Genomic DNA, 25,407 nt, shown 5'->3' with positions numbered 1-25,407 from the left:
CGGCCCGGGCCGCTACGATCCGCCGCGTGACGACGGCGACCACCCGGAGCCTCGCTTACCTGGCGGCCGGGATCCTGGCCGGCGCCGCCGGGTTCGCCTGGACGGTGGCCGCGCTGCTCGCCGTTGGCCTGCTCGCGGTGACCCAGCTCGGCGGCCCGGCGTTCCTCGGGGCCGCCTGGGTTACCCGCCGGCTCGCCGCCGTCGAGCGCCGTCGGGTCGGCTGGGTCCTTGGCCGGCCGCTGGATGAGCCGTACGAGCCGGCCGCCCCGGGCACGGTGCGCGAACGGGTCGCCCAGGTGGCCCGGCAGCCGGCCACCTGGCGGGACCTGGTCTGGCTGGTGGTGTCCTTCCCGCTGGGCCTGGCGAGCGGGGTAGCCGGCCTGGTGGTCACCGCCGTCCTGCTGGGCGCGGTGGCAGCGCCCGCCTGGCTCTGGGCGGTGCCCAACGACAGGGCGCCGTGGCCGCTGCGACCGCTGCTCACCACCACCCCGGGCCGGTTCGCCCTCACCGCCCTCGGGCTGCTGTTGCTGCCGGTCGGGGCCGCGCTGGTCCTGTGGCTGGCCCGCGCGGTGGCCGCCGCCGCGAATGCCCTGCTGGCCCCCGGCTCGCACCTGCGGCTGGTACGGGAGGCCGCCCGGCTCGCGGAGACCCGCTCCCGGGTGGTCGACGCGCAGGCCGCCGAGCTGCGCCGGATCGAGCGCGACCTGCACGACGGCGCCCAGGCCCGGATCGTGGCCGCCGGCATGACCCTGGCGCTCGCGGCCCGGAAACTCCGTGCCGACGGCGGCGCCGTGCTGCCCGACGTGGACCTGGCCCGTCGGCAGCTCGACGACGCGCTGGCCGAGCTGCGCCGGCTCGTCCGCGGCATCCACCCGCCGATCCTCACCGACCGGGGCCTGCACGCAGCCCTCGCCGCGCTGGCCGCGGACAGCCCGCTCGCCGTGCACCTGCAAGGCGATCCGGCCGGGCGCTATCCCGCGGCGGTGGAGTCGGCGGCCTACTTCGTGGTCGCCGAAGGGCTGGCGAACGCGGGCAAGCATGCCGAGGCGTCCGAGTGCACCATCGTCCTGGCCCGCACGACGGGCGCCCTGGAGGTGACCCTGACCGATGACGGCCGGGGTGGCGCCGACCCCACCGGAGGCGGACTGGACGGGCTCCGCCGCCGGGTCGAGGCGCTGGACGGCAGGATGACCCTCACCAGTCCACCGGGCGGCCCGACCGTCCTGCACGCGGAGCTGCCATGCGAATCGTGATCGCCGAAGACCTGCTGCTCCTGCGCGACGGGTTGGTGCGGCTGCTCACCGACACCGGCCACGAGGTGGTGGCCGCGGTGGACAACGCGGACGACCTGCTCGACGCCGTCGAGCGGCACCGACCCGACCTGTCCCTGGTGGACGTCCGGCTGCCGCCCGGCTTCCGCGACGAGGGGTTGCGCGCCGCGCTCCGGCTACGGGCGGACGGACGGGACGCCCGCGTGCTGATCCTGTCCCAGTACGTCGAACGGGCGTACGCGGCGGACCTTCTCGCCGACGGCCGGGGCGGAGTCGGTTATCTGCTCAAGGATCGGGTCACCGCGCTCGACGACTTCCTGGACGCGGTGGATCGGGTGGCGGCCGGCGGCACGGTGATGGATCCGGAGGTGGTGCGGCAGCTCTTCACCCGCAACAGCCGCCGCTCCGGGGTGGACGCGCTCACCCCGCGCGAACGCGAGGTGCTGGGGCTGATGGCGCAGGGGATGTCGAACTCCGCGATCTGCGCGGCCCTGGTGCTCGCCCCGGTGAGTGTGGAGAAGCACATCACCAACATCTTCGTCAAGCTCGACCTGCCGCCCGCCGACGACGCACACCGCCGGGTACGCGCCGTGCTCGCATATCTGAACGGCTGACCCGCCGGACTACGCTGTCCGTTCGTGGACGCCACCAGCCTCGCGCCCGTGACCGGCGCCGCCACCCGCTTCCTCTCCGGCGCCGGCCTGCTGCTGCGCGGCATCGGCCTCTACGTCCGCAGCCCCGGGCTCATGCTGCTCGGCGTCGTCCCGGCGCTCATCTCCGGCGTGCTCTTCGTCGCCGCGTTCGCCAGCCTGCTGTACTTCGTGGACGACCTCGCCGCGCTGGTCACCCCGTTCGCGGACGACTGGTCGGGGGCCTGGCGGGGCCTGGTCCGGGTGATCGCCGGGCTGGCGATCGTGGGCCTGGCCGGCCTGCTCGGGGTGCTCACCTTCACCGCGGTCACCCTGGCCGTCGGCGACCCGTTCTACGAGAAGATCTCCGAGCGGGTCGAGGACCGGCTCGGCGGCACCCCGGGCGCGGTCGAGGTGCCCTTCTGGGCCTCGGTGCGCCGCAGCATCATCGACTCGCTGCGGCTGCTGGCGGTCTCCGTGCTGGTCGGCGTACCGCTCTTCGCGGCTGGCTTCATCCCGGTGGTCGGGCAGACGGTCGTCCCCGTGATCGGCGCGGCGGTGGGTGGCTGGTTCCTCGCCCTGGAGCTGGTCGGCGCGGCCTTCTACCGCCGGGGAATGGGGCTGCCGGAGCGTCGGTCGCTGCTCAAGGCGGACCGACCGACCACCCTGGGCTTCGGCGTGGCCGTCTTCGTGTGCTTCCTGATCCCGCTCGGCGCGGTGCTGGTCATGCCGGCCGCCGTCGCCGGCGCCACCCTGCTCGCCCGCCGGTCGCTCGGCCAGTCCGTCGAGTAGCTCTCCCGGGCGGTGTCAGGGGGCCGTCGGGTCGCTGCCGGCCTCAGGTGAGTTCGCGTAGGCAGGACCACTGGGTGGCCACCGGCCGGTAGCCGAGCCGGGCGTTGACCGCCAGCATCGGTGCGTTCGCCCCGTCGTTCGAGGTGTACGCGACACGGACGCCCCCGAGCGCGGCCCGGTGCAGCGCGGCCCGCTTGACCAGCCTGGCCAGGCCGCGGCCCCGGTGTCCGGGCACCGTGCCGGTGAATGCCGACCACATCCGGTCGCCGTCCCGCTTGACCAGGCTGACCGCGGCCAGCGTGCCGTCCACCTCGGCCACCGTGCTGGCGGCCCGGTCCAGCCCTGGGTTGTCCCAGACCTCGTGGTGCCAGATGTCGTAGCCCATGGCGTCTGTCGGGACGTCGCCCGGTTCGTCCAGCGACGACTCGGCGTCCACCTGATGAATCCGGCGCGGGTCCAGCTCGACGGCCGGGAGCAGCCGGACGCCTGGCGGCGGCTCGGGCATCGGCGGGGCCGGCTGTAGGTCGAGCGCGGAGTAGCGCAGCTCCCGGCTGGGCGTGAAGCCGTGCCGGCGGGCGAACGGCAGCGACTCGGGCTGGGACCAGGTGAGCACCCGCCGTGCGCCGATGAGGCGCAGGTGACCGAGCGCGGCCTCCAGGAGTGCGGTGCCGGCACCCTGACCCTGGTACGCCGGGTGTACGTGCAGGGTGGAGATCTCCCCCACGCCCGGCTCCGAGGTCTGGGTGTTCCGGTACGCCGACGCCCAGCCGACCACCTGCCCGTCCGCCTCGGCCACCCAGGCGGTCCAGTCCTCCTCGGGCGGCGGCTGGGCGATCATGCGCCGGGTCGACTCGACGCCGCGTACCAGGTACGGGTGCACGACCGTTCGGAGGGCCACGACGCCCGGCGCGTCGTCGGGGCGGGCGGGACGGATCACAGGCACGGGCCGACGGTAGCCGCAGCCTCCGGAACGCGCGACGGGTTAATGGCGGCCACTTTCGCCTGTAGATGGAAAAAGTCGTGCGGTTGCCAGCAAAACTTTCGTCTCGCGAATCTGTCCTTTGTGTTTCGCGACCGTTAAGGTCCCGCGTAGAAGCTGGTCGATCAGGTGAGGAGGCGCCGTGTCTCGCAAGCCGTTACGCCGTCTGTTGTCGGTAGCGCTCGGTGCGCTGCTGGCGCTGCCGATAGCCGGGAGCCTCTCGACGCCGGCCGCGGCGGCCGAACCGGGCTTCCGGGCACTGGTCTTCTCGAAGACCGCGGGATTCCGGCATGACTCGATCCCCGCCGGGATCGCGGCGATCCAGAAGCTCGGGCAGGAGAACAACTTCGCCGTCGACGCGACCGAGGACGCCGGGGCGTTCACCGACGCGAACCTGGCCCAGTACGACGTGGTGGTCTGGCTCTCGACCACCGGCGACGTGCTCAACGCCGACCAGCAGGCGGCCTTCGAGCGGTACATCCGCCAGGGCGGCGGGTACGCCGGGGTGCACGCCGCCTCGGACACCGAGTACGAGTGGCCGTGGTACGGCAAGCTCGTCGGCGCGTACTTCAACAGCCACCCGGCCATCCAGCAGGCCACGGTCAAGGTGGACGACCACGTCCACCCGTCCACCGAGTCGCTGCCGGACCGGTGGGTCCGCACCGACGAGTGGTACAACTACCGCGCCGACCCGCGCGGCGAGGTGCACGTGCTCGCGGCCCTCGACGAGCGGACGTACGGCGCCGGGGCGGGCGCGATGGGCACGAGCCACCCGATCGCCTGGTGCCAGCAGTACGACGGCGGGCGGTCCTGGTACACCGGCGGCGGCCACACCGACGCCTCGTACCGCGAGCCGGAGTTCCTGCGACACCTGCTCGGCGGGATCAAGACGGCCGCCGGGGCCGTGCCGGCGGACTGCGGGGCGACCGTCGACGGCAACTTCGCGCAGGTGACCCTCGCCAAGGGCGCGGACACCACGGGCGAACCGATGAACCTCGCCGTGCTGCCCGACCGGCGGGTGCTGCACACCTCCCGCGACGGCCGCGTCTTCCTCACCACGCCGCAGGGCGTGACCAGCCTCGCCGGCCGGCTCCCGGTCTACAACCACGACGAGGACGGGTTGCAGGGCATCGGGGTGGACCCCGGCTTCGCCAGCAACGGCTGGATCTACCTCTACTTCGCGCCCCCGCTGGACACCCCGGAGGGGGACGCGCCGAACGACGGCACCAGCGCGGACTTCGCCCGCTTCGACGGGGTGAACCGGCTGTCCCGGTTCAAACTCACCGGCGGCACCCTCGACCTGGCCAGTGAGCAGAAGATCCTCGAGGTGCCGGCCAACCGGGGCATCTGCTGCCACGCCGGCGGCGACATCGCCTTCGACGCCGCGGGCAACCTCTACCTCTCCACCGGCGACGACTCCAACCCGTTCGCCTCCAACGGCTACATCCCGATCGACGAGCGGGCCAGCCGCAACCCGGCGTACGACGCGCAGCGCTCGTCGGCCAACCCGAACGACCTGCGCGGCAAGGTGCTTCGCATCAAGGTGGCCGCTGACGGCAGCTACCAGTCGCCGGCGGGCAACCTCTTCCCGGCCGGCACCGCCGGCACCCGGCCCGAGATCTACGCGATGGGCTTCCGCAACCCGTTCCGGTTCACCGTCGACCCGGAGACCGGCTGGCTCTACCTCGGCGAGTACGGCCCGGACGCCGGCGCCGCCGACCCGAACCGCGGTCCGGCCGGGATGGTGGAGTTCAACCAGATCCGCGGCCCCGGCAACTTCGGGTGGCCGTACTGTGTCGGCCCGAACGTCGCGTACAACGACTACGACTTCGCCACCGGGACCTCCGGGCCGAAGTTCGACTGCACCGCCCCGCGGAACACCTCGCCCCGCAACACCGGCAAGCAGGACCTGCCCGCCGCGCAGCCGGCGTGGATCACGTACGACGGCGCCTCGGTGCCGGAGTTCGGCGACGGCAGCGAGTCGCCGATGGGCGGCCCGGTCTACCGGTACGACCCCGACCTGAGGTCGGACACGAAGTTCCCCGAGTACTTCGACGGCACGTTCTTCGCGGCCGAATGGGGACGCGGCTGGATCAAGAACATCGTCCTGGACGACGCCGGCCAGCCGCTCAGCATCAACCCGTTCCCCGAGCAGGTCGTGCGGCCGATGGACATCGAGTTCGGCCCGGACGGCTCCCTCTACGTCCTCGACTACGGCAGCGGCTACTTCGGTGGCGCACCGGACTCTGCCGTCTACCGGATCGACTACGTCAAGGGCAAGCGCGCCCCGATCCCGGCGGTGAGCGCCAGCCCGACCTCCGGGCCGGCCCCGCTCACCGTGGCCTTCTCCTCCGCCGGGTCCCGGGATCCCGATCCGGGCGACTCGTTCACCTACGCCTGGGACTTCACCGACGACGGCACCGTCGACTCGACCGAGCCGGACCCCACCTTCACCTACACCACGAACGGGCAGTTCACCGCCCGGCTCACCCTGACCGACCAGGCCGGTACGACCGGAACGGCGACCGTGCAGATCACGGTCGGCAACACCGCGCCGCGGGTCGAGTTCGCCGCCCCGCCCGCTGGTGGCGTGTTCCAGTTCGGTGACCGGGTGCCGTTCACCGCGCGGGTCACCGACCCGGAGGACGGCGAGATCGACTGCGGGACCGTGCAGATCGACTACGCCCTGGGCCACGACACACACAGCCACGGGCTGGTCCAGACGCACGCCTGCGAGGGGGTGCTCGACACCGTCGCCGAGGACGGCCACAGCGCCGACGCCAACCTCTACGGCGTGCTCGCCGCGACCTACACCGACCAGGGCGCAGCGGGCGTGCCGCCGCTCACCGGGCAGACCCGGCTGGTCCTCCAGCCCCGGATCCGGCAGAGTGAGCACTTCACCGAGGCAAACGGGATCCAGGTCGTCGACGCGGGCGGCGCGCACGGCGGGAAGCGCGTCGGGTACATCGACAACGGCGACTGGATCGCGTTCGACACGTACAACCTGACCGGCATCACCGGCGTCCAGGCCCGGCTCTCCTCCGGGGGCGGGGGCGGCACCCTCGAGTTCCGGACGGACCGGCCGGACGGGCCCCTGGTCGCCAGCATGGCCGTGGCGAACACCGGCGGCTGGGACAACTACGTCAACAGCCCGGTCGTCCCGGTCACCGACCCCGGTGGCACCCACCGGCTCTACCTGGTGTTCAAGGGTTTCGGCGGTGGGCTCTTCGACGTCGACGAGTTCACCTTCCACGGCAAGGGCGTGGCGTCGAGCACCCGACCGGAGGTGACCGCGTCGGCCGACGTCGCCCAGGCGCAGATCCCGGCGACCGTCAGGTTCACCGCCGCCGGCACCGACCGGGACGGGGACCCGCTCAGCTACGCATGGGAGTTCGGTGACGGAGCGACGTCGACGGAGCAGAACCCGACGCACACCTACACCAAGGCCGGCATCCACACGGCCAAGGTCACCGCGCGTGATCCGTCCGGGCTGGCCGCGTCGGCCACCGTCACGGTGAACACTTATCGGGTGGCACCGCCGTGCGCAGACCCGTCCGCCGAGGTGAAACCGGACGACGAGTTCACCGGCGAGGTCATCGACCGGTGCCGGTGGTCGGTGCTGCGCGAAGACCCCGCGCGCTACCGGCTCGTCGGCGGGTCGCTGCAGATCGACGCCCTCCCGGGTGACATGTACGGCGGCGCCACCGACGCGAAGAACATCCTGCTCCAGGACGCCCCGGCCGGGGCGTGGCAGGCCGTGACGAAGGTGACCATCGACCACACGGACGCGTGGGAGCAGGCGGGCCTCATCGTCCACGGCGACGACCCGAACTTCGTCAAGTTCTCGTTCATCAGGACCGACAGCGGGGTGCGCAACTTCGAGTTCATCCAGCAGCAGGGCGGGTCGCCGATCGACGGCGGTGCCGTCGACCGTTCGCCCAACCTGGCCGTGGACTTCCCGCACACGGTGTGGATGAAGATCACCAGCGACGGGCGGGCGCTGACGGCGGCGTACTCGACCGACGGTGAGCAGTGGACGAGCGTCGGCCGGCCGCGGGACCTGTCCGCCGTGCCGAACCCGAAGGTGGGCGTCGCCGCCTTCAACGGCACCGGCAACCCGGCGTCGTTCGACTTCTTCCGGCTCGACGACGCGCCGCAGAACGCCTGCACGCCGACCGCTCCGGAGGCCGGCTACACCAGCCTGTTCGACGGCACCTCGGCGAGCCTGGCCAAGTGGAAGCAGGCCGGGCCGGGCGGGTTCCTGCACGCCGCCGACTGCACCCTGCTGTCGTACGGCGGGCTGGGCCTGCACTGGTATGACCAGAGCTTCCGCGACTACAGCCTGAAGCTGGACTGGAAGATGGCCGGGGACGACAACTCCGGGGTCTTCGTCGGGTTCCCGAACCCGGGCAACGACCCGTGGCTGGCGGTCAACCAGGGGCACGAGATCCAGATCGACGCCACGGACGCGCCGGAGAAGACGACCGGGGCGATCTACAACTTCCAGTCGGCCGACCTGGCCGCCCGGGACGCCGCGCTCAAGCCGCCGGGGCAGTGGAACTCGTACGAGATCGTCGTCCGGGGCCAGAGCATCGTGGTCCACCTGAACGGCGTGAAGATCAACGAGTACGTCAACACCGATCCGGCCCGGATGCGGCAGCCCAGCTACGTCGGCATCCAGAACCACGGCGACGGTGACGACGTCTACTTCCGCAACATCCGGCTCAAGCAACTGCCGTCGGACACCGTCGCGCCCACCACCCGGGCGACCACCTCGCCGGCCGAGCCGGACGGTAACGCCGGCTGGTTCCGCTCCGACGTCACGGTGACCCTGCAGGCCACCGACGACGACAGCGGCGTGGCGCGGACCGAGTACCGGACCGACGGCGGGTGGACCCGCTACAGCGGGCCGATCCCGGTGGCCGGCGACGGCGAGCACACCGTCGAGTACCGCTCGGTGGACCTCGCGGGCAACGCCGAGGCGCCGCGGAAACTGGTGCTCAAGCTCGACGGGACCGCGCCCGTCTCCGCCGCGACGTTCGCCCCGCCGGGCGACTCGGGGTGGCACAACGGTGCGGTGCCGGTCACCATCACGGCCACCGACCAGACGTCCGGGGCGGCGAGGATCGAGTACTCGCTCGACGGCGGCGCCTGGACGCCGTACGCCGACTCGGTCGAGGTGCGTGGCGACGGCAACCACACCCTCCGGTACCGCGCCACGGACCGGGCGGGGAACGTGGAGGACGTGAAGTCCGCCGTACTGAAGATCGACGGCACGGCCCCGGCGGTCCTGCTCTCCGGGGTGGCGGCCGGCGCGACGTACGGCGACAGCCAGGACGTGCGGATCACCTACTCGGCGACCGACGGCACGTCGGGGGTCACCTCGCTGGTCGGCACGCTCGACGGGAAGCCGATCCTCGACGACACCCTGCTGCCGCTCTACGGGCTGTCGCTCGGCGAGCACACGCTGGCGGTGGTGGCGACCGACACGGCGGGCAACCGGTCGACCCGGTCGATCACGTTCACCGTGACGACCTCGATCGAGGACATGGGCAACCTGGTGGACCGGTTCCGGGCCACCGGCTGGCTCTCTGCCGAGAGTGCCAGCCAGCTGCACAAACCGTTGGACCAGGCCGGCAAGTTCGCGGCCAAGGGGCTCAACAAGCAGGCGGTGCGGGAGCTCCGACCGTTCCGGGACCTGGCGGGCGATCCGAAGGTCGTGCCGAACGCCGAGGTGCGCGCCGTCCTGGTCCGCGACGCGGACGTGATGATCGAGCGGTTGTCCGGGAAGTAGATCGACGAGCCGAGACGGCCGGGGCCGGGGGTGTCACACCCCCCGGCCCCGGTCTGGTGCGTCCCGGCTACGCCGACTCGCGCACCAGCAGTTCGGTGGGGAGCAGCAGCGCCTGCTCCACTCTCTCGCCGGCCGCGATGCGCAGCAGTTGCCGGGTCATCGCCCGGCCCAGCTCCACTATCGGCTGCCGGATCGTGGTGAGCGGCGGCTCCGTATACGCCGCCGTCTCGATGTCGTCGAACCCGACCACCGCCACGTCGTCCGGCACCCGCCGCCCCGCCTCCCGCAGGGTCCGCAGGGCGGCGTGCGCCATCAGGTCCGACGCGGCGAACAGCGCGTCCAGGTCCGGTTGTGCGGCGAGCAGCTGCCGCGTCGCCGCGGCGCCGGACTCCCGGGTGAAGTCGCCGTACGCGACCAGCTCCGGCAGGCCGGCGGCGGCGACCGTCTCCCGGTAGCCGACCAGCCGCTCGATGCCGGCGACCATGTCCTGCGGGCCGGCGATGGTGGCGATCCGCCGCCGGCCGCCCTCGATCAGGTGCCGCACCGCCCGGGCGACCCCGCCGACGTGGTCGACGTCGACGTAGGGCACCTCGGCGCCGTCCAGCGGCCGGCCGCTGCACACCACCGGGATGCCGAGCCGGGCCAGCTTGCCGGGCAGCGGATCCTCGCCGTGCAGCGAGGCGAAGAGCACGCCGTCCACGTGCCGGCCGGTGGTGTAGCGCTCTACCCGTTCGTGGCCGGCGGGCGAGCCGGCCAGCATGAGCACGAGCTGCTTGTCCGCCGCCTCCAGCTCCTGCGCGGCGCCGCGGATGATCCCCGGGAAGACCTGGTCGTCGGAGAAGACCCGGGTGGCCGCCTCGGGCAGCACCAGCGCGATCGAGTCGGTGCGCTGGGTGACCAGGCTGCGGGCGGCGAGGTTCGGGACGTACCCGAGTTCCTCGACCGCCTGGCGGACCGCCCGCTGGATCGACTCGGCGACCGTGGTGGAGCCGTTGACCACCCGGGAGACCGTGGCCCGGGACACGCCGGCCCGCCGGGCCACCGCCTCCAGGGTCGGACGCTGGGCCGTCGTCATCCCCGTCACCCCCACCTCGTCACCGCCAGAGCGACCATACGAGATGGCCGAACAGGTCGACTCCCCGCGGGCAATGCCCTGGTGCGGGCTCCCCGCGCGAGCCCAGGTGCCGCCCGGGGCAGGGTCAGCCCACCCGCAGCCCGTCGAGCAGCCGGCGGTCGCCGGCCACCCCGAGGGCGTCGAGGCTGATCCGGCCCATCAGGGCCAGCAGCAGGTCGCTCGCCGTCCCGGTGACCTGCGCCCGGGCGTGGTGCTCGTCGTGGTCGAGGATGGTGGTGGTGTCCAGCAGGGCCACCCCCTCGCCGCGTAGCCGCAGGTACCACTCCTGGGCGGCGTCGGTCGCGGTCAGCTGCACCACGCCGTGCCACTGGCCGGGCTGGATCCGCCGGCCCGCCGGCAGCCAGGTGTCCAGCACCTCGCTCACCCCGTCGGCCGCGAGCTTCGCCTCGATCGGCTCACCGGCGGCGACGGCGACCTGGGCGTCCCAGCGGTGCACCGCCGTCTCGTGCGCCATCCGGCGCGGCCAGAAGCCCGCCTTCTTCGGCTGCGGCGCGAAGTTCCACGCCGGCGCCTCCGGGTCCAGCCCCTCGAACAGCCGCATGAGCTGGTCGTACTCCTGTCGGTACCACTGCGCCGGGGTGAGGTCCGCCGGCGGGGTCACCGGTTCGCGTACCGGCCTGGTGGTGGTCCCGGCGGTCACCACCGTGCGGGCCCAGCGGTAGACCCCACAGAGGTGGTGGGCGAGGTCGGAGACCGTCCAGCCGGGGCAGGAGAGCACCGGAGTCTCCAGCGGCGCCTCCGCGACGGCAGCGGCGAAGGCGGGACCCTCCGTCCGCAACGCGCCGATCCAGAAATCCTTCGTGCCGTGCAGTCTGCCCATCGCAATCCTCCCGGGTGTGACCCGGCCACCAGTGGGTGCCGCGGCTACCCCTCAGCCTAGGGTGAAAGGCGTGTCAGACGTCTACGCCGAACCGACGACCGGAGCCGACCCGACCGACCCGGCCACCCTGGCGAGATACACCACGCTTCGCCTCGGCGGCGCGGCCAGGCGGCTGGAGACCGCAGGCAGCGCCGAAGAAATCGTACAAAAGGTGCAGGATGCGGAGGCGCGGGACGAGCCGGTCCTCATCCTGGCCGGCGGCAGCAACGTGGTGATCGGCGACCAGGGCTTCCCCGGCACGGTGGTGCTGGTCCGGGCCCGGGGGTTCCGGGTGGTCGCCGAGGACGCCGACACGGTCACCGTACGGGTCGAGGCCGGTGAGCCCTGGGACGATCTGGTCGCCGCCACCGTGGCGCGGGGCTGGTCGGGGCTGGAGTGCCTCTCCGGCATCCCCGGCTCGGCCGGCGCCACCCCGATCCAGAACGTCGGCGCGTACGGCCAGGAGGTGGCCGAGACCATCACCGGCGTCCAGGCGTACGACCGCACCCACCACGAGGTGGTGCGGATCGAGGCGGGCGACTGCGGGTTCGTGTACCGGGGCAGCATCTTCAAGTACAGCGACCGCTGGGTGGTGCTGTCGGTCGACTTCCGGCTGGCCCGCTCCCCGCTCTCCGGCCCGGTGCGCTACGCCGAGCTGGCCCGGGCACTCGGCGTCGAGGTGGGCGACCGGGTGCCGCTGGCCGACGCCCGGGCCGCCGTGCTGCGGCTGCGCGCCGGCAAGGGCATGGTGCTGGACGCGGACGATCCGGACACCTGGTCGGTGGGCTCGTTCTTCACCAACCCGGTCCTCGAGCGCGAGGCGTACGAGATGTTCCGCGAGCGCGCCGCGGATCTCGGCGAGCCGCCGTCCTGGCCGGGCGCGGGGGACGTGGTCAAGGTCAGCGCCGCCTGGCTGATCGACAAGGCCGGCTTCGGCAAGGGGTATCCCGGCCCGGAGGGGGTGGCCATCTCCAGCAAGCACACCCTCGCGCTCACTAACCGCAGCGGCACGGCCAGCACCTCGGCCCTGGTGGCCCTGGCCCGGGAGATCCGCGACGGCGTCCACGACCGCTTCGGCGTAACCCTCCACCCCGAACCCGTCCTAATCAACTGCACCATCTGACCCACCCCAGCACCCCCGCCGGCCTCGGTGATCATGAGGTTGGCGGCGACAAATCGGACACCAGGCACCGCTAACCTCATGATCAACGAGGTCGGAGGGAGGAAAGCGGGCTCAGGTGGGGGAGATGGTGGGCCAGGGGAGGGTGAGTTCGCCGTGGCGCCAGCGGCGGGGGCGGTCGAGGACTGGCCAGCCCGCCTGTTTGACCGCGGTGACTGTCCGGAGCCAGCGCTGACGCGGGCCGAAGGGGGCGTAGCCGGCGGCAGCGTGCCAGGCATCGTCCAGAGCCCGGATCAGATCGTGGATCCGCTCGCCGGGGACGTTGCGGTGGATCAGCGCCTTCGGCAGCCGCTCGGCGAGCTGGGCCGGGCTGTCCAGGGTGGTCAGCTTCGCGGCCAGGGTCAACGTGCGGGGGCCGGTCGCGTCGAGCAGCACCCAGCTGCCCAGCCGGCCCAGCTCGTCGCAGGTCCCCTCGACCAGGAGCCCGCCCGGGGCCAGCCGCTCGATGACCGTACGCCAGGCGTCGGCCACCTCGCTCTCGTCGTACTGGCGCAGCACGTTGAACGCCCGGACCAGGGCGGGCCGGAGCCCGGCCAGCTCGAATCCGCCCCGGGCGAAGGCCAGCCCGGGTGGGTCGGCGGCGGGCTGGGCGGCGGCCACGCGTACCGGATCGATCTCGAGGCCGACAACCCGGACGTCGGCGCGTACCCCGGTCGCGAGCCGGGCCCGCAACTCGACGGCGGTGACCGGGGTGGCGCCGTAGCCCAGGTCGACCACCAGCGGGTCGGCAGCGGCGCGCAGCGCGTCGCCGCAGGTCTCCACGAGCCAGTTGTCGACCCGCCGGAGCCGGTTCGGGTTGGTCGTCCCCCGGGTCACCACGCCGAGCGGGCGCTGCCGCATCAGCGCACCCTCCGTTCGCGACTGCGGGACTCGCAACCCGGCTCACTCCTCGCGCTTCACCGCGACCCGGTGCACCTTGTGCTGGGCGGCCTGGGCCAGCGGACGGACCACCAACTGGTCGATGTTCACGTGCTGCGGGCGGGTGGCGCACCAGGCGACGCAGTCGGCGACGTCCTCGGCGACCAGCGGCTCCGCCACCCCGGCGTAGACGGCGGCGGCCCGCTCGGCGTCGCCACCGAATCGGACCAGGCCGAACTCCTCGGTCTGCACCATGCCCGGGTCGATCTCGATCACCCGCACCGGCCGGCCGCACAGCTCCAGCCGGAGCGTACCGGCGATCGCCGTCTGCGCGTGCTTGGCGGCGGTGTAACCGCCGCCGCCCTCGTAGACGACGTGTCCCGCGGTGGAGCTGACGACCACGATGGTGCCGGCGCCGGACGCCTCCAGCGCGGGCAGCAGCGCCTGGGTGACCCGGAGCGTGCCCAGCACGTTCACGTCGTACATCCACTGCCAGTCGTCGATCGAGCCGGACTCCACCGGGTCCAGGCCGCGCGCCCCGCCGGCGTTGTTGACCAGCAGGGTCACCGGACCGGGCGCGGCGGCGGCCGCCGCGGCCAGGGCGGCCACCGACGCGTCCGAGGTGACGTCGCACGCCACCGCGGTGGCCGCGCCGCCGGTCGCCTCGATCTCGGCGACCAGGCCGGCCAGCCGGTCGGTACGCCGCGCGGCGGCGAGCACGTGGAAGCCCTCGGCGGCCAGCCGGCGGGCGGTGGCCGCGCCGATCCCGCTGGACGCCCCGGTGACGATGGCGACAGAGGTCATCCGATCATTGTCTCCCCGCCCCGGCGGTCATGGCGCGATGAGGTCCGTCACGCCGGGGACCACCGGCAGGCATTTCCGATGCCCGATGGGGAAGATGACATCCGGCGCGGAGGTTGACCGAAGAAGCGCCGGTCGTGCGGGACGGCATCAACCGTGACAAAAGGAGCGGACGTGGCGGAGTTGCACACCGGTGTCGGTCGTCAGCGAGGTGCCCTGCCGTGGCCGCGGCCGCGCCGCATCGCCACCATCTCCGTACACACCTCGCCGCTGCACCAGCCCGGCACGGGCGACGCGGGCGGCATGAACGTCTACATCCTGGAGGTCGCCCGACGGCTGGCCGAGGCCGACGTCGAGGTGGAGATCTTCACCCGGGCCACCTCCGGCGACCTGCCACCGGTGGTGGAGATGGCGCCCGGCGTGCACGTCCGGCACGTTACCGCCGGCCCGCTCGAAGGGCTGACCAAGGAGGAGCTGCCCGGGCAGCTCTGCGCCTTCACCGCCGGCGTGCTCCGCGCCGAGGCGGCCCGCCCGCCGGGCCACTACGACCTGATCCACTCGCACTACTGGCTCTCCGGGCAGGTCGGCTGGCTGGCCAAGGAGCGCTGGGGCGTGCCGCTGGTGCACACCGCGCACACCCTGGCCAAGGTCAAGAACGCGCAGCTCGCCGCCGGCGACCGGCCGGAGCCGAAGGCACGGGTCATCGGCGAGGAGCAGGTGGTCGCCGAGGCCGACCGGCTGGTCGCGAACACCCGGGTGGAGGCGCGCGACCTGATCGCCCGGTATGACGCCGAGCCGGACCGGGTGGCCGTGGTGGAGCCCGGCGTCGACCTGGACCGGTTCCGCCCCGTCGCCGGGGATCGGGACGCCGCCGTGCACACCGCCCGCCGCCGTCTCGGCCTGCCCACCACCGGGTACGTGGTGGCCTTCGTCGGCCGGATCCAGCCGCTCAAGGCCCCGGACGTGCTGATCCGGGCGGTCGCCGCGCTGCGCGAACGGGAGCCCGCGCTGGTCGATGAGCTGACCGTGGTGATCTGCGGCGGCCCCAGCGGCAGCGGCCTCGACCGGCCCACGGCGCTGATCGAGTTGGCCGGCGCGCTCGGCGTGGCCGACCGGGTGCGTTTCCTGCCGCCGCAGACCGGTGACGACCTGCCCGCCCTCTACCGGGCCGCCGACCTGGTCGCGGTGCCGTCGTACAACGAGTCGTTCGGGCTGGTCGCGCTGGAGGCTCAGGCGTGTGGCACACCCGTCCTGGCCGCCGCCGTCGGCGGCCTGGTCACCGCCGTCCGCGACGGGGTCAGCGGGGTCCTCATCGACGGTCACCACCCGGTCGACTGGGCCCGTACGCTGGCCCGGCTGCTGCCGGACCGGCTGCGCCGGGCCACCCTCGGCCAGGGTGCACAGCAGCACGCCCGCAACTTCTCCTGGCATCGCACGGTCTCCGGCCTGCTCGCCGTGTACGGCGAGGCGATCACCGAGCACCGTGCGAGGCTCGCCGGCCAGCTCTCCGGCGACCCCGCCCTCTCCTGCTCCTGGTGACCGGCCGCCGCCCGGCGGGGTCCGTGGCCCGCCCGTACAGTGGGAGCGGTGAGCCGCCGGAGTGAGGTCGCCGCGCTGATCGAGTCCGTCTGCGCCGAGCGCGAGCTGGAGTGGGAGTCCACCGGCGAGGCGTCGTACGCGGTCACCCTGCCGGGGACGCACAAGCTCAAGACGATCTGCAACCTGATCGTCGGCGAGCACGCGCTGCGGATCGAGGCGTTCGTGATGCGCCAGCCGGACGAGCGCCGCGAGGAGCTCTGGTCCTGGCTGCTCCAGCGCAACGCCCGGATGTACGGGGTGGCCTTCTCCATCGACACGGTCGGCGACGTCTACCTGACCGGCCGGGTCAACCTGGCCGGGCTGGACGACGACGAGTTGGACCGGCTGCTCGGGGCCGTCCTGACGTACGCCGACGAATCCTTCGACAGCATGCTGGAGATCGGCTTCGGCACCGCGATCCGTCGGGAGTGGGAGTGGCGGGTCAAGCGGGGCGAGTCGACGGCCAATCTGGCCGCGTTCGCCCACCTTTTCGAGCCGTCGACCAGTACCCGCTCGGCCGCCGGAGGTTCGGACCCGTCCTGAGGGGTATGCGGCACCGCGCGGTGCGGCACTTGGGACCCACCGCGGGCCGAGGACGGAACTGTCGAGGAGCGTGTCCCATGGCTCAGCGCATCAGCTCAGGTCGCGGCACGACTGCGACCAGGACCAACCGGCAACCCGGTAACCAGACTCCGAACACGCCACGGATCTCCGAATCCGAGATTTCCCGGATGCGGGTCGATGACCTGCGTAACCAGCTTCGCCGGCGCGGGGTCTCCGGGATCTCCGCGCTGCGCAAGCCGGAACTGGTGAAGACGCTGGCAAAGACCCTGCGGGCGGAGAGCCGGGGCGGTGGCGCGGCACGTCGGCCGACCGGGCCGGCCGGGCGCGCCGCCGCCACGAAGAAGGCGGCCGCCAAGAAGGCACCGGCGAAGCGGACCGCCGCGGCCAAGGCGGCGCCAGCCGCGAAGGTCACCGGTGCGCGGGCGAAGAAGGCCGCCCCCGCCAAGCGGGCCGCGGCGAAGAAGGCACCCGCCGTCAGGCGGGCGGCTCCCGCGAAGAAGGTGGCAGCGAAGAAGGCACCTGCCGCGAAGCGGGCGGCTCCCACGAAGAAGGCGGCGGCGTCCCGGGCGCGCGGCGCGACGACGGCCGCCGGTGCGGGTCGGCCGACGGCGGTCTCCACCGGTGGTACGGCGACGACGCCGGTCCGGACCGGCCGGTCGTCAGCCCGTTCGGTGCGGTCGTCCCAGCAGATCACCTCACTGCAGGATCGTCCGGAGCGTCCCGGCCGGAGCCTTGTTACCGCCAACCACGAGGTGATCCAGCGCTGGGCGCGGGACCGTGGCGCCAAGCCGGCCACCATCGCCGGCACCGAGCGGGAGGGCCGGCCGGGCGTGCTGACGTTCAACATCCCGGGATACCGGGAGAGCAGCCGGATCCGGGAGATCACCTGGGACGACTGGTTCCGGACCTTCGACCTGCGCGGCCTGAACCTGATCTACCAGGAGCAGATGCGGGACGGCCGGCAGAGCAACTTCTTCCGCACGGAGAATCCCAACCGGGAGGACGCCTGAGGTTTGCGGGAATGGCTGGTGGGAAGCCGCTGTTGGCCAACACATGGCCCGGAGCAAGGACAGCCGGATTTCCGACACGGGTGCTGTGACGGGCAAGACAGCGATCTGAGTTGAATCCGGAATCCCGGGCGAACTAACTTTATTGCACCGCGCCACGCTTGTAATCGTTCGGGGGAGCGGCGGATCGAACAGATCCGCGCAGGCGAGGCGCGAGGGATCGGGTGGAGCACATCGTTGGGGGACGGTGCCACCCGTGGAACCGGCGGCGCGAGCGGGCGACGCTTACGGGGGTGAGTGTCGCCCGCCGCCGCCGGGTGTACGGTGCGAGCGCCCACCACGACGGGGGTCGAGGTGGGCGCTCGACGCCGTCCGGAGCCGGACCGCCTCAGCGGCCGCCAGCCAGCGCTTCCGCCCGGTCCGCCGGCGCCACCCGCAGCGCGGCGACCCGGCGTTCCCGGGGCGGGCCGGCGAGCAGGTGACCGACCGCCGCCACCAGGCCCAGCCCGCCCACCACGAGCCAATGCCGCTCGCCGAGGTGCTGCAGGCTGAGCCCGCCCAGCGCCGGCGCCACGAAGGACGCCGCCGGGAAGGTCAGGTAGAACACCGACTGGTAGTGGGCGCGCAGCTCCGGAGGCGCGAGATCCGCGTTGATCTGCGCGTTCGGGGGTGCGGCGAGCATCTGCCCGACCGTCCACACCACCGCCGCGCCGAGGTAGAACGGCAGGTGGTCGGCGACGGCGAGCCAACCGAAGCCGAGCGCCATCAGCCCGGTGGAGACCGCGAGCACGGTGGACTTCCGGAACGGCTCGATCAGCCGGGGCACGAAGAGTTGACCCACCACGATGAGAGCGCCGCCGACCGCCACCACCACGCCGTACGCCGAGGGGCCCAGCCCGTCGGCCCGCATGGCCAGCGGCATGATCGTCGAGGTCTGCATGGTGAGCACGGCCAGCAGGAAGGTCAGCCCGACGAAGACGAGGAAGGTCCGGTCGGTCAGCGCGGTGTGCAGCCCCGGCCGCCGCGACCGGCCCGCCACGACGCGGGGGGCCGCCGTTCGGCGGGCCAGCGTCTCGGGGACCTTCAGTGCGACGACGGCCGCGGCGGCCAGCGTCGCGGCGGCGTCGACCAGGAAGAGCGCGAGGAAGCTGGCCTCGGCGAGCACGCCGGCCAGCAGCGAGGCCACCGCCATGCCGAGGTTGAACGCCCAGAACTGGAGGTTGAACGCCCGCGAGCGGCGTTCCTCGGGCACCACGTCGACGATGGCCGCCACGAAGGCCGGGCCGGGCATCGAGTGCGCCACCCCGACCAGCGCGGCGAGCACCCCGATCACCGCCAACTCCCGGCTGAACGCCAGGGCCAGCATCAGCCCGGCGGCGCCCAGGTGGCCGGCGAGCAGGGTGGCCCGGCGACCCCACCGGTCGGCCAGCACTCCGCCGAGCAGCGTGCCGACCGCCCCGCCGGCCCCGTACGCCCCGACCACGAGCCCGGCGAGGGACCAGGAGGCGCCTCGCGCGGCGGTCAGGTAGAGCGACAGGAAGAGCATCGCGAAGGCGCCGGCCCGGTTGATCAGCAGGCCGGACCAGAGGTACCAGAAGGTGGCGGGGAGCCCGCCAGCCGTGTCGTCCCACCAGCGCCGCAGGCCGCGCACGGGTCCTCCATGAAGGTTTGTTAACCGGTCCGCCTCAGACCGTAGGGAGCCGGTCCGGGCCGCGCCAGGGTGGCCCTGATCACCACCCGGACGGGCGTACCTCAGGAACCGGCCCGGACCGGCTCGGTGGGAGCGGTGGCCGCGGCCTCGGCCACCTCCGGGGCCGGCGACCGAACCACGGTGACCGGCCGGACCGGCGTGGCAGAGGTCCGGAGCTGGACCGCGCGCCGTTCCCGGGCCGGGCCGGAGACGAGGTGGGCCACCGCCGTCACGCCGCCGATCGCGGCGCAGCCGACCCAGAGCGTGGTATTGCCGGCGTGCTCCCGGACCAGGCCGCCCAGGATCGGGGCGGCCGCCCCGGCCAACTGCCAGGAGAGCGAGAAGACGCCCTGGTAGCGGCCGCGCAGCGCGGCGGGGGAGAGCTCGGCGATGAGGGTGGCGTTGGACGGCGAGTTGAGCATCTCGCCAATGGTCCAGATCAGCACGGTGAGCCCGTAGAACCAGGCGGCGTCGGCGAACGCGGTGAGGCCGAAGCCGACACCCGTCACCACCGAGGCGAGCGCCAGCACGTGCGAGCGGCTCCGACCCTTGATCAGCCGGGGTACGAAAAGCTGGCCGACCACGATCAGCACCCCGTTGAGCGCGATCACCGAGCCGTACGTGGCGGGGCTCAGGCCCGAGTCGCCCATGGCGATCGGCAGCATCGAGATGTGCTGGAGGAAGACCAGCGCGGCGAACAGGTTGAGCGCCACGAACCCGAGGAAGACCCGGTCGGTGAGGATGGTCCGCAGGGCGCCGGCGGGGACCGCGGGTCCCTTGGCGACCGGGCCGGTCGGGGTCGTCCGAGTCTCCCCGACCCGGCTGAAGATGATCAGGGCGGTGACCGCTGTGGTCACCGCGTCGACCAGGAAGAGCAGCAGGTAGCCGGCCTGGGCGGCGACGCCGGCGAGCACCGCGGCGCAGGCGAAGCCGAGGTTGATCGCCCAGTAGTTCAGCGAGAAGGCGCGCAGCCGGTCCTTCTCCGGCACCACGTCGACCATCATGGCGCCGAACGCCGGGCGGGCCGCCTCGGCGAACAGGCCCAGCAGCAGCGCGCCCAGGGCCACCGCCCAGAGCGGCCGGGCCAGGCCGAGCCCGACCATCATGACGGCCGCGCCGAGGTGCGCGGTGAGCAGGGTGGGGCGGCGGCCCCAGCGGTCGGTGAGGGTGCCGCCGATCGTGGTGCCGACCGCGCCGCCGACGCCCCACAGGCCGATCACCAGGCCGGCCTGGGAGGCCGAGAAGCCGCGCTCGCGGGTGAGGTAGATGGCCAGGAAGACCAGGACGAACGAGCCGAGCCGATTGATCAGCGTGCCGGTCCAGAGGTACCAGAAGGACCTCGGCAGCCCGCCCGTGGTGTCCCGGAACCAGCCCTGCACCGTCCGCATTCCGACGCCCCCGATTTGGTAATGACTGACGAATCATCAGCGCCTTACAACCTAGTGTCGGGCCGGAACGCCGGTCATCAGCTTTTCCACGTGGTGGTCGTCACGACCGGTCGCCGCGTGTCCGCCGACGAGGTACGGCAGGATGATCCGCATGACTGCGAGCGAGGGGCCCACCGTCGGGACGCTGGTCCTGCTGCGGCACGGCGAGAGCGACTGGAACGCCAAGAACCTCTTCACCGGCTGGGTCGACGTCGACCTGACGACCAAGGGCGAGAGCGAGGCGCGGCGCGGCGGCGAGCTGCTCCGCGAGCACAGCCTGCTGCCCGACGTGGTGCACACGAGCGTGCTGCGCCGCGCGATCCGCACCGCCGAGCTGGCGCTGGACGCGGCCGACCGGCACTGGATCGCGGTGCGCCGGTCGTGGCGGCTCAACGAGCGGCACTACGGCGCCCTGCAGGGCAAGAACAAGAAGCAGACCCTGGACGAGTACGGCGAGGAGCAGTTCATGCTCTGGCGCCGGTCGTACGACACGCCGCCGCCGCCGATCGACGACAACGACCAGTGGTCCCAGGTCGGCGACCCCCGGTACGCGCTGCTGCCGACCGAGCTGATGCCGCGGACGGAGTGCCTGAAGGACGTCGTCGAGCGGATGCTGCCCTACTGGTACGACTCGATCGTGCCGGACATCCTGGCCGGCCGTACGGTGCTGGTCGCGGCGCACGGCAACTCGCTGCGCGCCCTGGTCAAGCACCTCGACCAGATCTCCGACGAGGCGATCGCCAAGCTGAACATCCCGACCGGCATCCCGCTGCGCTACGACCTCGACCCGCAGCTGCGCCCGCAGACGCTGGGCGGGACGTACCTGGACCCGACGGCGGCCAAGGAGGCCGCCGCCGCAGTCGCCAACCAGGGCCGCTGACCGGACGACGAAGGGGCCCCGGGCGATCGGGGCCCCTTCGTCGCGTCCGGGCTCAGCTCGCCGAGGCGGCGGCCTCGCCGGTGATCAGGTAGATCACGTGCTCGCCGACGTTCACCGCGTGGTCGGCGAAGCGCTCGTAGAAGCGCCCCAGCAGGGTGGCGTCGATCGCGGTCTCCACCCCGTACGGCCAGTCGTCGCCGAGCAGCACGCCGAAGAGGCTCTTGTGCAGGTCGTCCATGGCGTCGTCGTCGCTGTCCAGCTCGGCCGCGAGCGCGGCGTCGGGCCGGGCCAGCAGCGTGGCGATCTTCTCGGCCATCCGGTCGGCGATGGCGGCCATGTCGGTGAAGACCGGACGCAGCTCGGCCGGCACCGCCGGGGAGGGGTGCCGGCGCAGCGCCGTCTTGGCCACGTGGTCGGCCAGGTCGCCCATCCGCTCCAGGTCGGCCGCCACGTGCAGGGCCGTGATCATCGCCCGCAGGTCGGAGGCGACCGGCGCCTGCCGGGCCAGCAGGTCGCAGACCCGCTCCTCCACGTGCCGGTAAAGGTCGTCGATCTCGGCGTCCCGCGCGACCACCGTCTCGGACGCCGCGCGGTCGGCGGTGAGCAGGCCCCTGGTGGCCTGGCGCAGAGCGGCGCGCACCCCCTCCGCCATGTCCACCAGCAGTTGGCTGACAATCTGCAGGTCGGCCCGGAACTCGTCGCGCATCGTCACTTCCTGAGGTCGGTGGCCGCGGGCGGCCGGGGCCGGCCGCGTACGGCGTGAGCAGGTGCGCGACCCACCGTAGGCCGGGGGTGCCGGCGCCAAGGTGAACCCGGGTGAACGACGCGGGGCCCGTGAGTGAACTTTCCCGGAAGTGAGAGTGGTTCGTCCCATTCCGCCCGATCGTCAGGTGAACATTGACCCTACGATCGCCGGGTGGATTGGGCGGTGGCGGTCGTGGTGGCCGTGGCACTGGTGGCCGGACTGGTCGCCGGGCTGCTGCTGTCCCGACGCGTCCAGCAGTGGCGGCGCCGATCGGCGTCATCGGGGAGCGAGCGCTCCCGTTGGCAGGCAGGGAGGCCCGCGATTCCCGACGAGCAGCAGGGTGGGCTCTCCGGGCTCGGCCGGAAGACGATCGACTCGCTCCGCGCCGGCGTGGTGGTGCTCGACCCGGACGACCAGCCGGTGCTGGTGAACCCGGCCGCGCGGGCGATGGGCCTGCTCCGCACCGGCGGGATGCCCGGCACCATGGTGGCGCACCCGCTGATCCGTACCCTCGCCGGGCAGGTCCGCCGCACCGGCGTGCGCCGCGAGATCGAGCTGGACCTGCCGCGTGGTCGCGACAGCGCGGGCGACAACCCGCTCGGCGTGCACCTGCGCGCGATGGGGCTCGGCGCCGGCTACATCTCCGTCGAGGCGGCCGACGTCACAGAGTCGCACCGGCTGGCCCGGGTCCGGCGGGACTTCGTGGCCAACGTGAGCCACGAGCTGAAGACCCCGATCGGGGCCCTCCAACTCCTCGCCGAGGCGCTGGTCGACGCCACCGAGCCGGCCGCTGAGGGCGCGGCGGACCTCTCCGAGGACATGATTGCCGCCCGGCGGTTCGCCGAGCGGATCCAGCACGAGTCGACCCGGCTGGGCCGGCTCGTCCAGGAACTGCTGGAGCTGACCCGGCTCCAGGGCGCCGAGCCGCAACCCGCGCCGGAGCCGGTCTCCGTGGACTGGGTGATCGCCGAGGTGATCGACCGGACCCGGACCGGCGCCACGGCCCGCCGCGTGGAGATCGCCGTCGATGGACAGCGCGGTCTGACCGTGTACGGTAGCGACAGCCAGCTCGCCACCGCGTTGGCGAACCTGGTGGAGAACGCGATCAACTACTCGGGCGAGGACACCACGGTCCGCGTGACCGCGCGGGCCACCGACGAGTACGTCGAGATCGCCGTGGCCGACCAGGGCATCGGTATCGCCCCGAACGAGGTCGACCGGATCTTCGAGCGGTTCTACCGGGCCGACCAGGCGCGCTCCCGGGCCACCGGTGGCACTGGCCTGGGCCTGGCCATCGTCAAACACATCGCCAGCAACCATGGCGGTCGGGTGGACGTGTCGAGCACTCTTGGTGGAGGGTCGACGTTCACCCTCCGGCTGCCCGCGCGCCCCCCGGACGACCTGGAGGCGACACTCTCGTCCGCTGGGATCGAGGCCGGCCCGGCCGAGCTTCGGTAGGCCTGACCGACAGGAAAGGAAACACCCCGTTGAGCCGCGTACTGGTGGTCGAGGACGAGGAATCGTTCTCCGACGCCCTGTCCTACATGCTGCGCAAGGAGGGCTTCGAGGTGTCCGTCGCCGCGACGGGCACCTCCGCCCTCACCGAGTTCGACCGGACCGGCGCCGACATCGTGCTGCTCGACCTGATGCTGCCGGAGATGTCGGGCACCGAGGTCTGCCGGCAGCTCCGTCAGCGCTCGCACGTCCCGATCATCATGGTCACCGCCCGGGACAGTGAGATCGACAAGGTGGTCGGCCTGGAAATCGGGGCCGACGACTACGTGACCAAGCCGTACTCGCCGCGCGAACTGGTGGCCCGGATCCGGGCGGTGCTGCGCCGGCAGAGCGCGGAGGCGACCGAGTCGGGTGCGCCGACCCTGGCCGCCGGGCCGGTCCGGATGGACATCGAGCGCCACGTGGTGACCGTCGACGGCGGCCCCGTGCAGCTGCCGCTCAAGGAGTTCGAGCTGCTGGAGCTGCTACTGCGCAACGCGGGCCGGGTGCTCACCCGGGGGCAGCTGATCGACCGGGTCTGGGGCGCCGACTACGTGGGCGACACCAAGACGCTGGATGTGCACGTCAAGCGGCTGCGCTCGAAGATCGAGCCGGAGCCCTCGGCGCCGCGCTACATCGTCACCGTCCGGGGCCTGGGCTACAAGTTCGAGCCGTGATCGTCCGCCTTCGGTGACGGTCTCCGGGCATGCGGTGTCGTCTTCGGTTGCGGTTCGGGTGACCCGCCGTGCGCCGGCTCCGGCGGTCAGGCTTGATCCCTGCGCCGGTCCCGGCGGGCCCCACCCGCGTCGTGGTCCTGCGCCGTCCGGGTCGTGCGCCGTCCGGGTTGTGCGACCTGCGTGACTCGTGCCCCGGGTACGGCTGGAGGCCGGTCCTGGCTGGCCTGTCCTCGGTCCGCTACGGGTGTGTTCAGGGGCGCGCTTTCGCCGAAAGTGAGGCCTTCCGGCGGCCGCGAGGGGCTACTTCCCCGAAAGTGTCGCCTCGTTCGTTGTGCTGGGCCAGGGATCGACTCGGTGTGCGGTATGTGGGGGTGTCGTGGGTGCCGGATACCGCCTCGTGCGGTACCTGGAGTGGATCTACGGGGGTTGCCGGCCGCCCGCCCCGGGCGTTGTGGCCGGCGATGTCCGGTTTGCGGGTGACGGTCGGCATCCTCGGCCTGGAATCTCTGGCGGCCGGGGGTCGTTGGACACGGGTGCACGGCCGAGGAAGGCACCCCGCGAGCCGGGGTGGCCAGGCCCGGAATGATGGCGGGCTGCCGGTCGTTGCACATGACTCGCGACCGAGCCCCCGTGTGGTGGGGTGGTCGGGCCCGGAATGATGGTGGCCCGCCGGTCGTTGGATATGGTCCCGGCGCCGCGAAGAGGCGAACCCCCGTTGCCCCGCGAGCTAGCCGGTCGAAAGACTTTCCCCCTCTTTTGAGCGCCTGACGGTGCTTGCGCACTTGTAGCCGACCCCCCATCGGTGTGTGCGCCAACCCCCGAATGGAGCTTTCGTCATGAATTCGATGCTGCGTAAGAGTGTTCTTGGTGTTGCTGGTCTGGCTTTCACCGGTGGTGTGTTCGCCGGTCCGATCGCCGCCCACGCGGATGCCCCGGTCACCGCTGCCAAGCCGGTGGCGGCCGTGCAGGCCGACAAGCCGACCGTCGACATGGGCAAGTTGATCCCGCATGGTGTGCAGGGCGCCCAGTCGAAGATCACCCTGAACG

At 72.6% G+C, this 25,407-nt stretch carries 19 protein-coding genes and 1 pseudogene; 12 read left to right on the top strand and 8 right to left on the bottom strand.

Translation table 11 applies throughout. The annotated features are described in order from the left end of the window. Window positions 1-26: 26 nt before the first annotated feature. From A6A27_RS10990 to A6A27_RS10980, 3 genes are read left to right on the top strand one after another with little or no spacing between them, the layout of a single operon-like run. Window positions 27-1,253 (top strand): sensor histidine kinase, encoded by a 1,227-nt coding sequence (locus A6A27_RS10990; RefSeq protein ID WP_073834499.1) that lies wholly within the window; start codon window positions 27-29, stop codon window positions 1,251-1,253. After that, window positions 1,241-1,885, top strand: coding sequence for a response regulator transcription factor (locus tag A6A27_RS10985; protein ID WP_073834467.1), 645 nt, complete (start codon window positions 1,241-1,243; stop codon window positions 1,883-1,885). The genes A6A27_RS10990 and A6A27_RS10985 overlap by 13 nt, the downstream gene beginning before the upstream one ends. 24 nt (window positions 1,886-1,909) lie before the next feature. Continuing rightward, window positions 1,910-2,692, top strand: coding sequence for an EI24 domain-containing protein (locus A6A27_RS10980; protein ID WP_073834466.1), 783 nt, complete (start codon window positions 1,910-1,912; stop codon window positions 2,690-2,692). Window positions 2,693-2,735: 43 nt separating this feature from the next. Here the strand turns inward: A6A27_RS10980 and A6A27_RS10975 are convergent, their stop codons facing one another. Next, window positions 2,736-3,635: a GNAT family N-acetyltransferase gene (locus tag A6A27_RS10975; protein WP_241825225.1), complete on the bottom strand. Its 900-nt coding sequence runs from the start codon at window positions 3,633-3,635 to the stop codon at window positions 2,736-2,738. A 178-nt stretch (window positions 3,636-3,813) separates the two neighbouring features. Between A6A27_RS10975 and A6A27_RS45835 the strand changes: the two genes are divergently transcribed. Next, window positions 3,814-9,465: a ThuA domain-containing protein gene (locus tag A6A27_RS45835; RefSeq protein WP_143193970.1), complete on the top strand. Its 5,652-nt coding sequence runs from the start codon at window positions 3,814-3,816 to the stop codon at window positions 9,463-9,465. Between the two features lie 67 nt (window positions 9,466-9,532). On the opposite strand, the gene A6A27_RS10965 is transcribed toward A6A27_RS45835, so the two are convergent. Together A6A27_RS10965 and A6A27_RS10960 are read right to left on the bottom strand one after the other, a co-directional pair. Then, the gene (locus tag A6A27_RS10965) at window positions 9,533-10,540 is read right to left on the bottom strand and encodes a LacI family DNA-binding transcriptional regulator (protein WP_073834463.1); all 1,008 of its coding nucleotides are present in this window, start codon (window positions 10,538-10,540) and stop codon (window positions 9,533-9,535) included. A gap of 124 nt (window positions 10,541-10,664) precedes the next feature. Then, entirely contained in the window at window positions 10,665-11,420 is a 756-nt protein-coding gene (locus A6A27_RS10960) for a maleylpyruvate isomerase family mycothiol-dependent enzyme (protein ID WP_073834462.1), read from the bottom strand. Between the two features lie 70 nt (window positions 11,421-11,490). Between A6A27_RS10960 and A6A27_RS10955 the strand changes: the two genes are divergently transcribed. Beyond that, window positions 11,491-12,582 (top strand): UDP-N-acetylmuramate dehydrogenase, encoded by a 1,092-nt coding sequence (locus A6A27_RS10955; RefSeq protein WP_073834461.1) that lies wholly within the window; start codon window positions 11,491-11,493, stop codon window positions 12,580-12,582. Between the two features lie 111 nt (window positions 12,583-12,693). On the opposite strand, the gene A6A27_RS10950 is transcribed toward A6A27_RS10955, so the two are convergent. Both A6A27_RS10950 and A6A27_RS10945 read right to left on the bottom strand, forming a co-directional pair. Further along, a complete protein-coding gene (locus tag A6A27_RS10950; RefSeq protein WP_073834460.1) occupies window positions 12,694-13,479 on the bottom strand; it encodes an SAM-dependent methyltransferase in 786 nt (261 codons plus the stop codon). A 42-nt stretch (window positions 13,480-13,521) separates the two neighbouring features. Further along, window positions 13,522-14,301 carry an SDR family NAD(P)-dependent oxidoreductase gene (locus tag A6A27_RS10945; protein WP_073834459.1) on the bottom strand — a complete coding sequence of 260 codons (780 nt, stop codon included), beginning with the start codon at window positions 14,299-14,301 and terminating at the stop codon, window positions 13,522-13,524. Between the two features lie 171 nt (window positions 14,302-14,472). Here A6A27_RS10945 and mshA point away from each other — a divergent pair, with 171 nt between their 5' ends. From mshA to A6A27_RS10930, 3 genes are all read left to right on the top strand, one after another. Continuing rightward, window positions 14,473-15,837, top strand: coding sequence for a D-inositol-3-phosphate glycosyltransferase (gene mshA / locus A6A27_RS10940; RefSeq protein ID WP_073834458.1), 1,365 nt, complete (start codon window positions 14,473-14,475; stop codon window positions 15,835-15,837). Between the two features lie 48 nt (window positions 15,838-15,885). After that, window positions 15,886-16,419: a YbjN domain-containing protein gene (locus A6A27_RS10935; protein WP_073834457.1), complete on the top strand. Its 534-nt coding sequence runs from the start codon at window positions 15,886-15,888 to the stop codon at window positions 16,417-16,419. 77 nt (window positions 16,420-16,496) lie between these two features. Further along, on the top strand, window positions 16,497-17,450 hold the full coding sequence (locus A6A27_RS10930) for an SAP domain-containing protein (RefSeq protein ID WP_073834456.1): 954 nt from the start codon (window positions 16,497-16,499) through the stop codon (window positions 17,448-17,450). A gap of 385 nt (window positions 17,451-17,835) precedes the next feature. Here the strand turns inward: A6A27_RS10930 and A6A27_RS10925 are convergent, their stop codons facing one another. Together A6A27_RS10925 and A6A27_RS10920 are read right to left on the bottom strand one after the other, a co-directional pair. After that, window positions 17,836-19,098: an MDR family MFS transporter gene (locus A6A27_RS10925; protein WP_073834455.1), complete on the bottom strand. Its 1,263-nt coding sequence runs from the start codon at window positions 19,096-19,098 to the stop codon at window positions 17,836-17,838. Window positions 19,099-19,199: 101 nt separating this feature from the next. After that, window positions 19,200-20,525: an MDR family MFS transporter gene (locus tag A6A27_RS10920; RefSeq protein WP_073834454.1), complete on the bottom strand. Its 1,326-nt coding sequence runs from the start codon at window positions 20,523-20,525 to the stop codon at window positions 19,200-19,202. A gap of 151 nt (window positions 20,526-20,676) precedes the next feature. On the opposite strand from A6A27_RS10920, the gene A6A27_RS10915 reads away from it, so the two are divergent. Further along, window positions 20,677-21,444 (top strand): phosphoglyceromutase, encoded by a 768-nt coding sequence (locus A6A27_RS10915; protein WP_073834453.1) that lies wholly within the window; start codon window positions 20,677-20,679, stop codon window positions 21,442-21,444. Between the two features lie 52 nt (window positions 21,445-21,496). On the opposite strand, the gene phoU is transcribed toward A6A27_RS10915, so the two are convergent. Further along, window positions 21,497-22,150: a phosphate signaling complex protein PhoU gene (gene phoU / locus A6A27_RS10910; protein WP_073834452.1), complete on the bottom strand. Its 654-nt coding sequence runs from the start codon at window positions 22,148-22,150 to the stop codon at window positions 21,497-21,499. Window positions 22,151-22,360: 210 nt separating this feature from the next. Between phoU and A6A27_RS10905 the strand changes: the two genes are divergently transcribed. The 3 genes and pseudogenes from A6A27_RS10905 to A6A27_RS45830 form a co-directional block, all read left to right on the top strand. Further along, the gene (locus tag A6A27_RS10905; protein ID WP_073834451.1) at window positions 22,361-23,647 is read left to right on the top strand and encodes a sensor histidine kinase; all 1,287 of its coding nucleotides are present in this window, start codon (window positions 22,361-22,363) and stop codon (window positions 23,645-23,647) included. 29 nt (window positions 23,648-23,676) lie between these two features. Beyond that, window positions 23,677-24,360, top strand: coding sequence for a response regulator transcription factor (locus A6A27_RS10900; protein WP_073834450.1), 684 nt, complete (start codon window positions 23,677-23,679; stop codon window positions 24,358-24,360). 836 nt (window positions 24,361-25,196) lie between these two features. Then, a pseudogene (locus A6A27_RS45830) lies at window positions 25,197-25,407 on the top strand (hypothetical protein); the annotation flags it as partial.

Origin of the sequence: Micromonospora sp. CB01531, from assembly GCF_001905095.1 — a bacterium.
GTDB lineage: Bacteria > Actinomycetota > Actinomycetes > Mycobacteriales > Micromonosporaceae > Micromonospora.
The sequence above is the reverse complement of the archived record's forward strand: the minus strand, read 5'-3'. Positions and strand labels throughout refer to the sequence as shown.

What these genes read in the sequence shown, in the direction of transcription:
- A6A27_RS10945 (WP_073834459.1), bottom strand. Translation starts at nt 14,301, where the DNA reads ATGACCTCTGTCGCCATCGTCACCGGGGCGTCCAGCGGGATCGGCGCG.
- A6A27_RS10930 (WP_073834456.1), top strand. Translation starts at nt 16,497, where the DNA reads ATGGCTCAGCGCATCAGCTCAGGTCGCGGCACGACTGCGACCAGGACC.
- A6A27_RS10915 (WP_073834453.1), top strand. Translation starts at nt 20,677, where the DNA reads ATGACTGCGAGCGAGGGGCCCACCGTCGGGACGCTGGTCCTGCTGCGG.
- A6A27_RS10950 (WP_073834460.1), bottom strand. Translation starts at nt 13,479, where the DNA reads ATGCGGCAGCGCCCGCTCGGCGTGGTGACCCGGGGGACGACCAACCCG.
- A6A27_RS10985 (WP_073834467.1), top strand. Translation starts at nt 1,241, where the DNA reads ATGCGAATCGTGATCGCCGAAGACCTGCTGCTCCTGCGCGACGGGTTG.
- A6A27_RS10965 (WP_073834463.1), bottom strand. Translation starts at nt 10,540, where the DNA reads ATGACGACGGCCCAGCGTCCGACCCTGGAGGCGGTGGCCCGGCGGGCC.
- phoU (WP_073834452.1), bottom strand. Translation starts at nt 22,150, where the DNA reads ATGCGCGACGAGTTCCGGGCCGACCTGCAGATTGTCAGCCAACTGCTG.
- A6A27_RS10920 (WP_073834454.1), bottom strand. Translation starts at nt 20,525, where the DNA reads ATGCGGACGGTGCAGGGCTGGTTCCGGGACACCACGGGCGGGCTGCCG.
- A6A27_RS10960 (WP_073834462.1), bottom strand. Translation starts at nt 11,420, where the DNA reads ATGGGCAGACTGCACGGCACGAAGGATTTCTGGATCGGCGCGTTGCGG.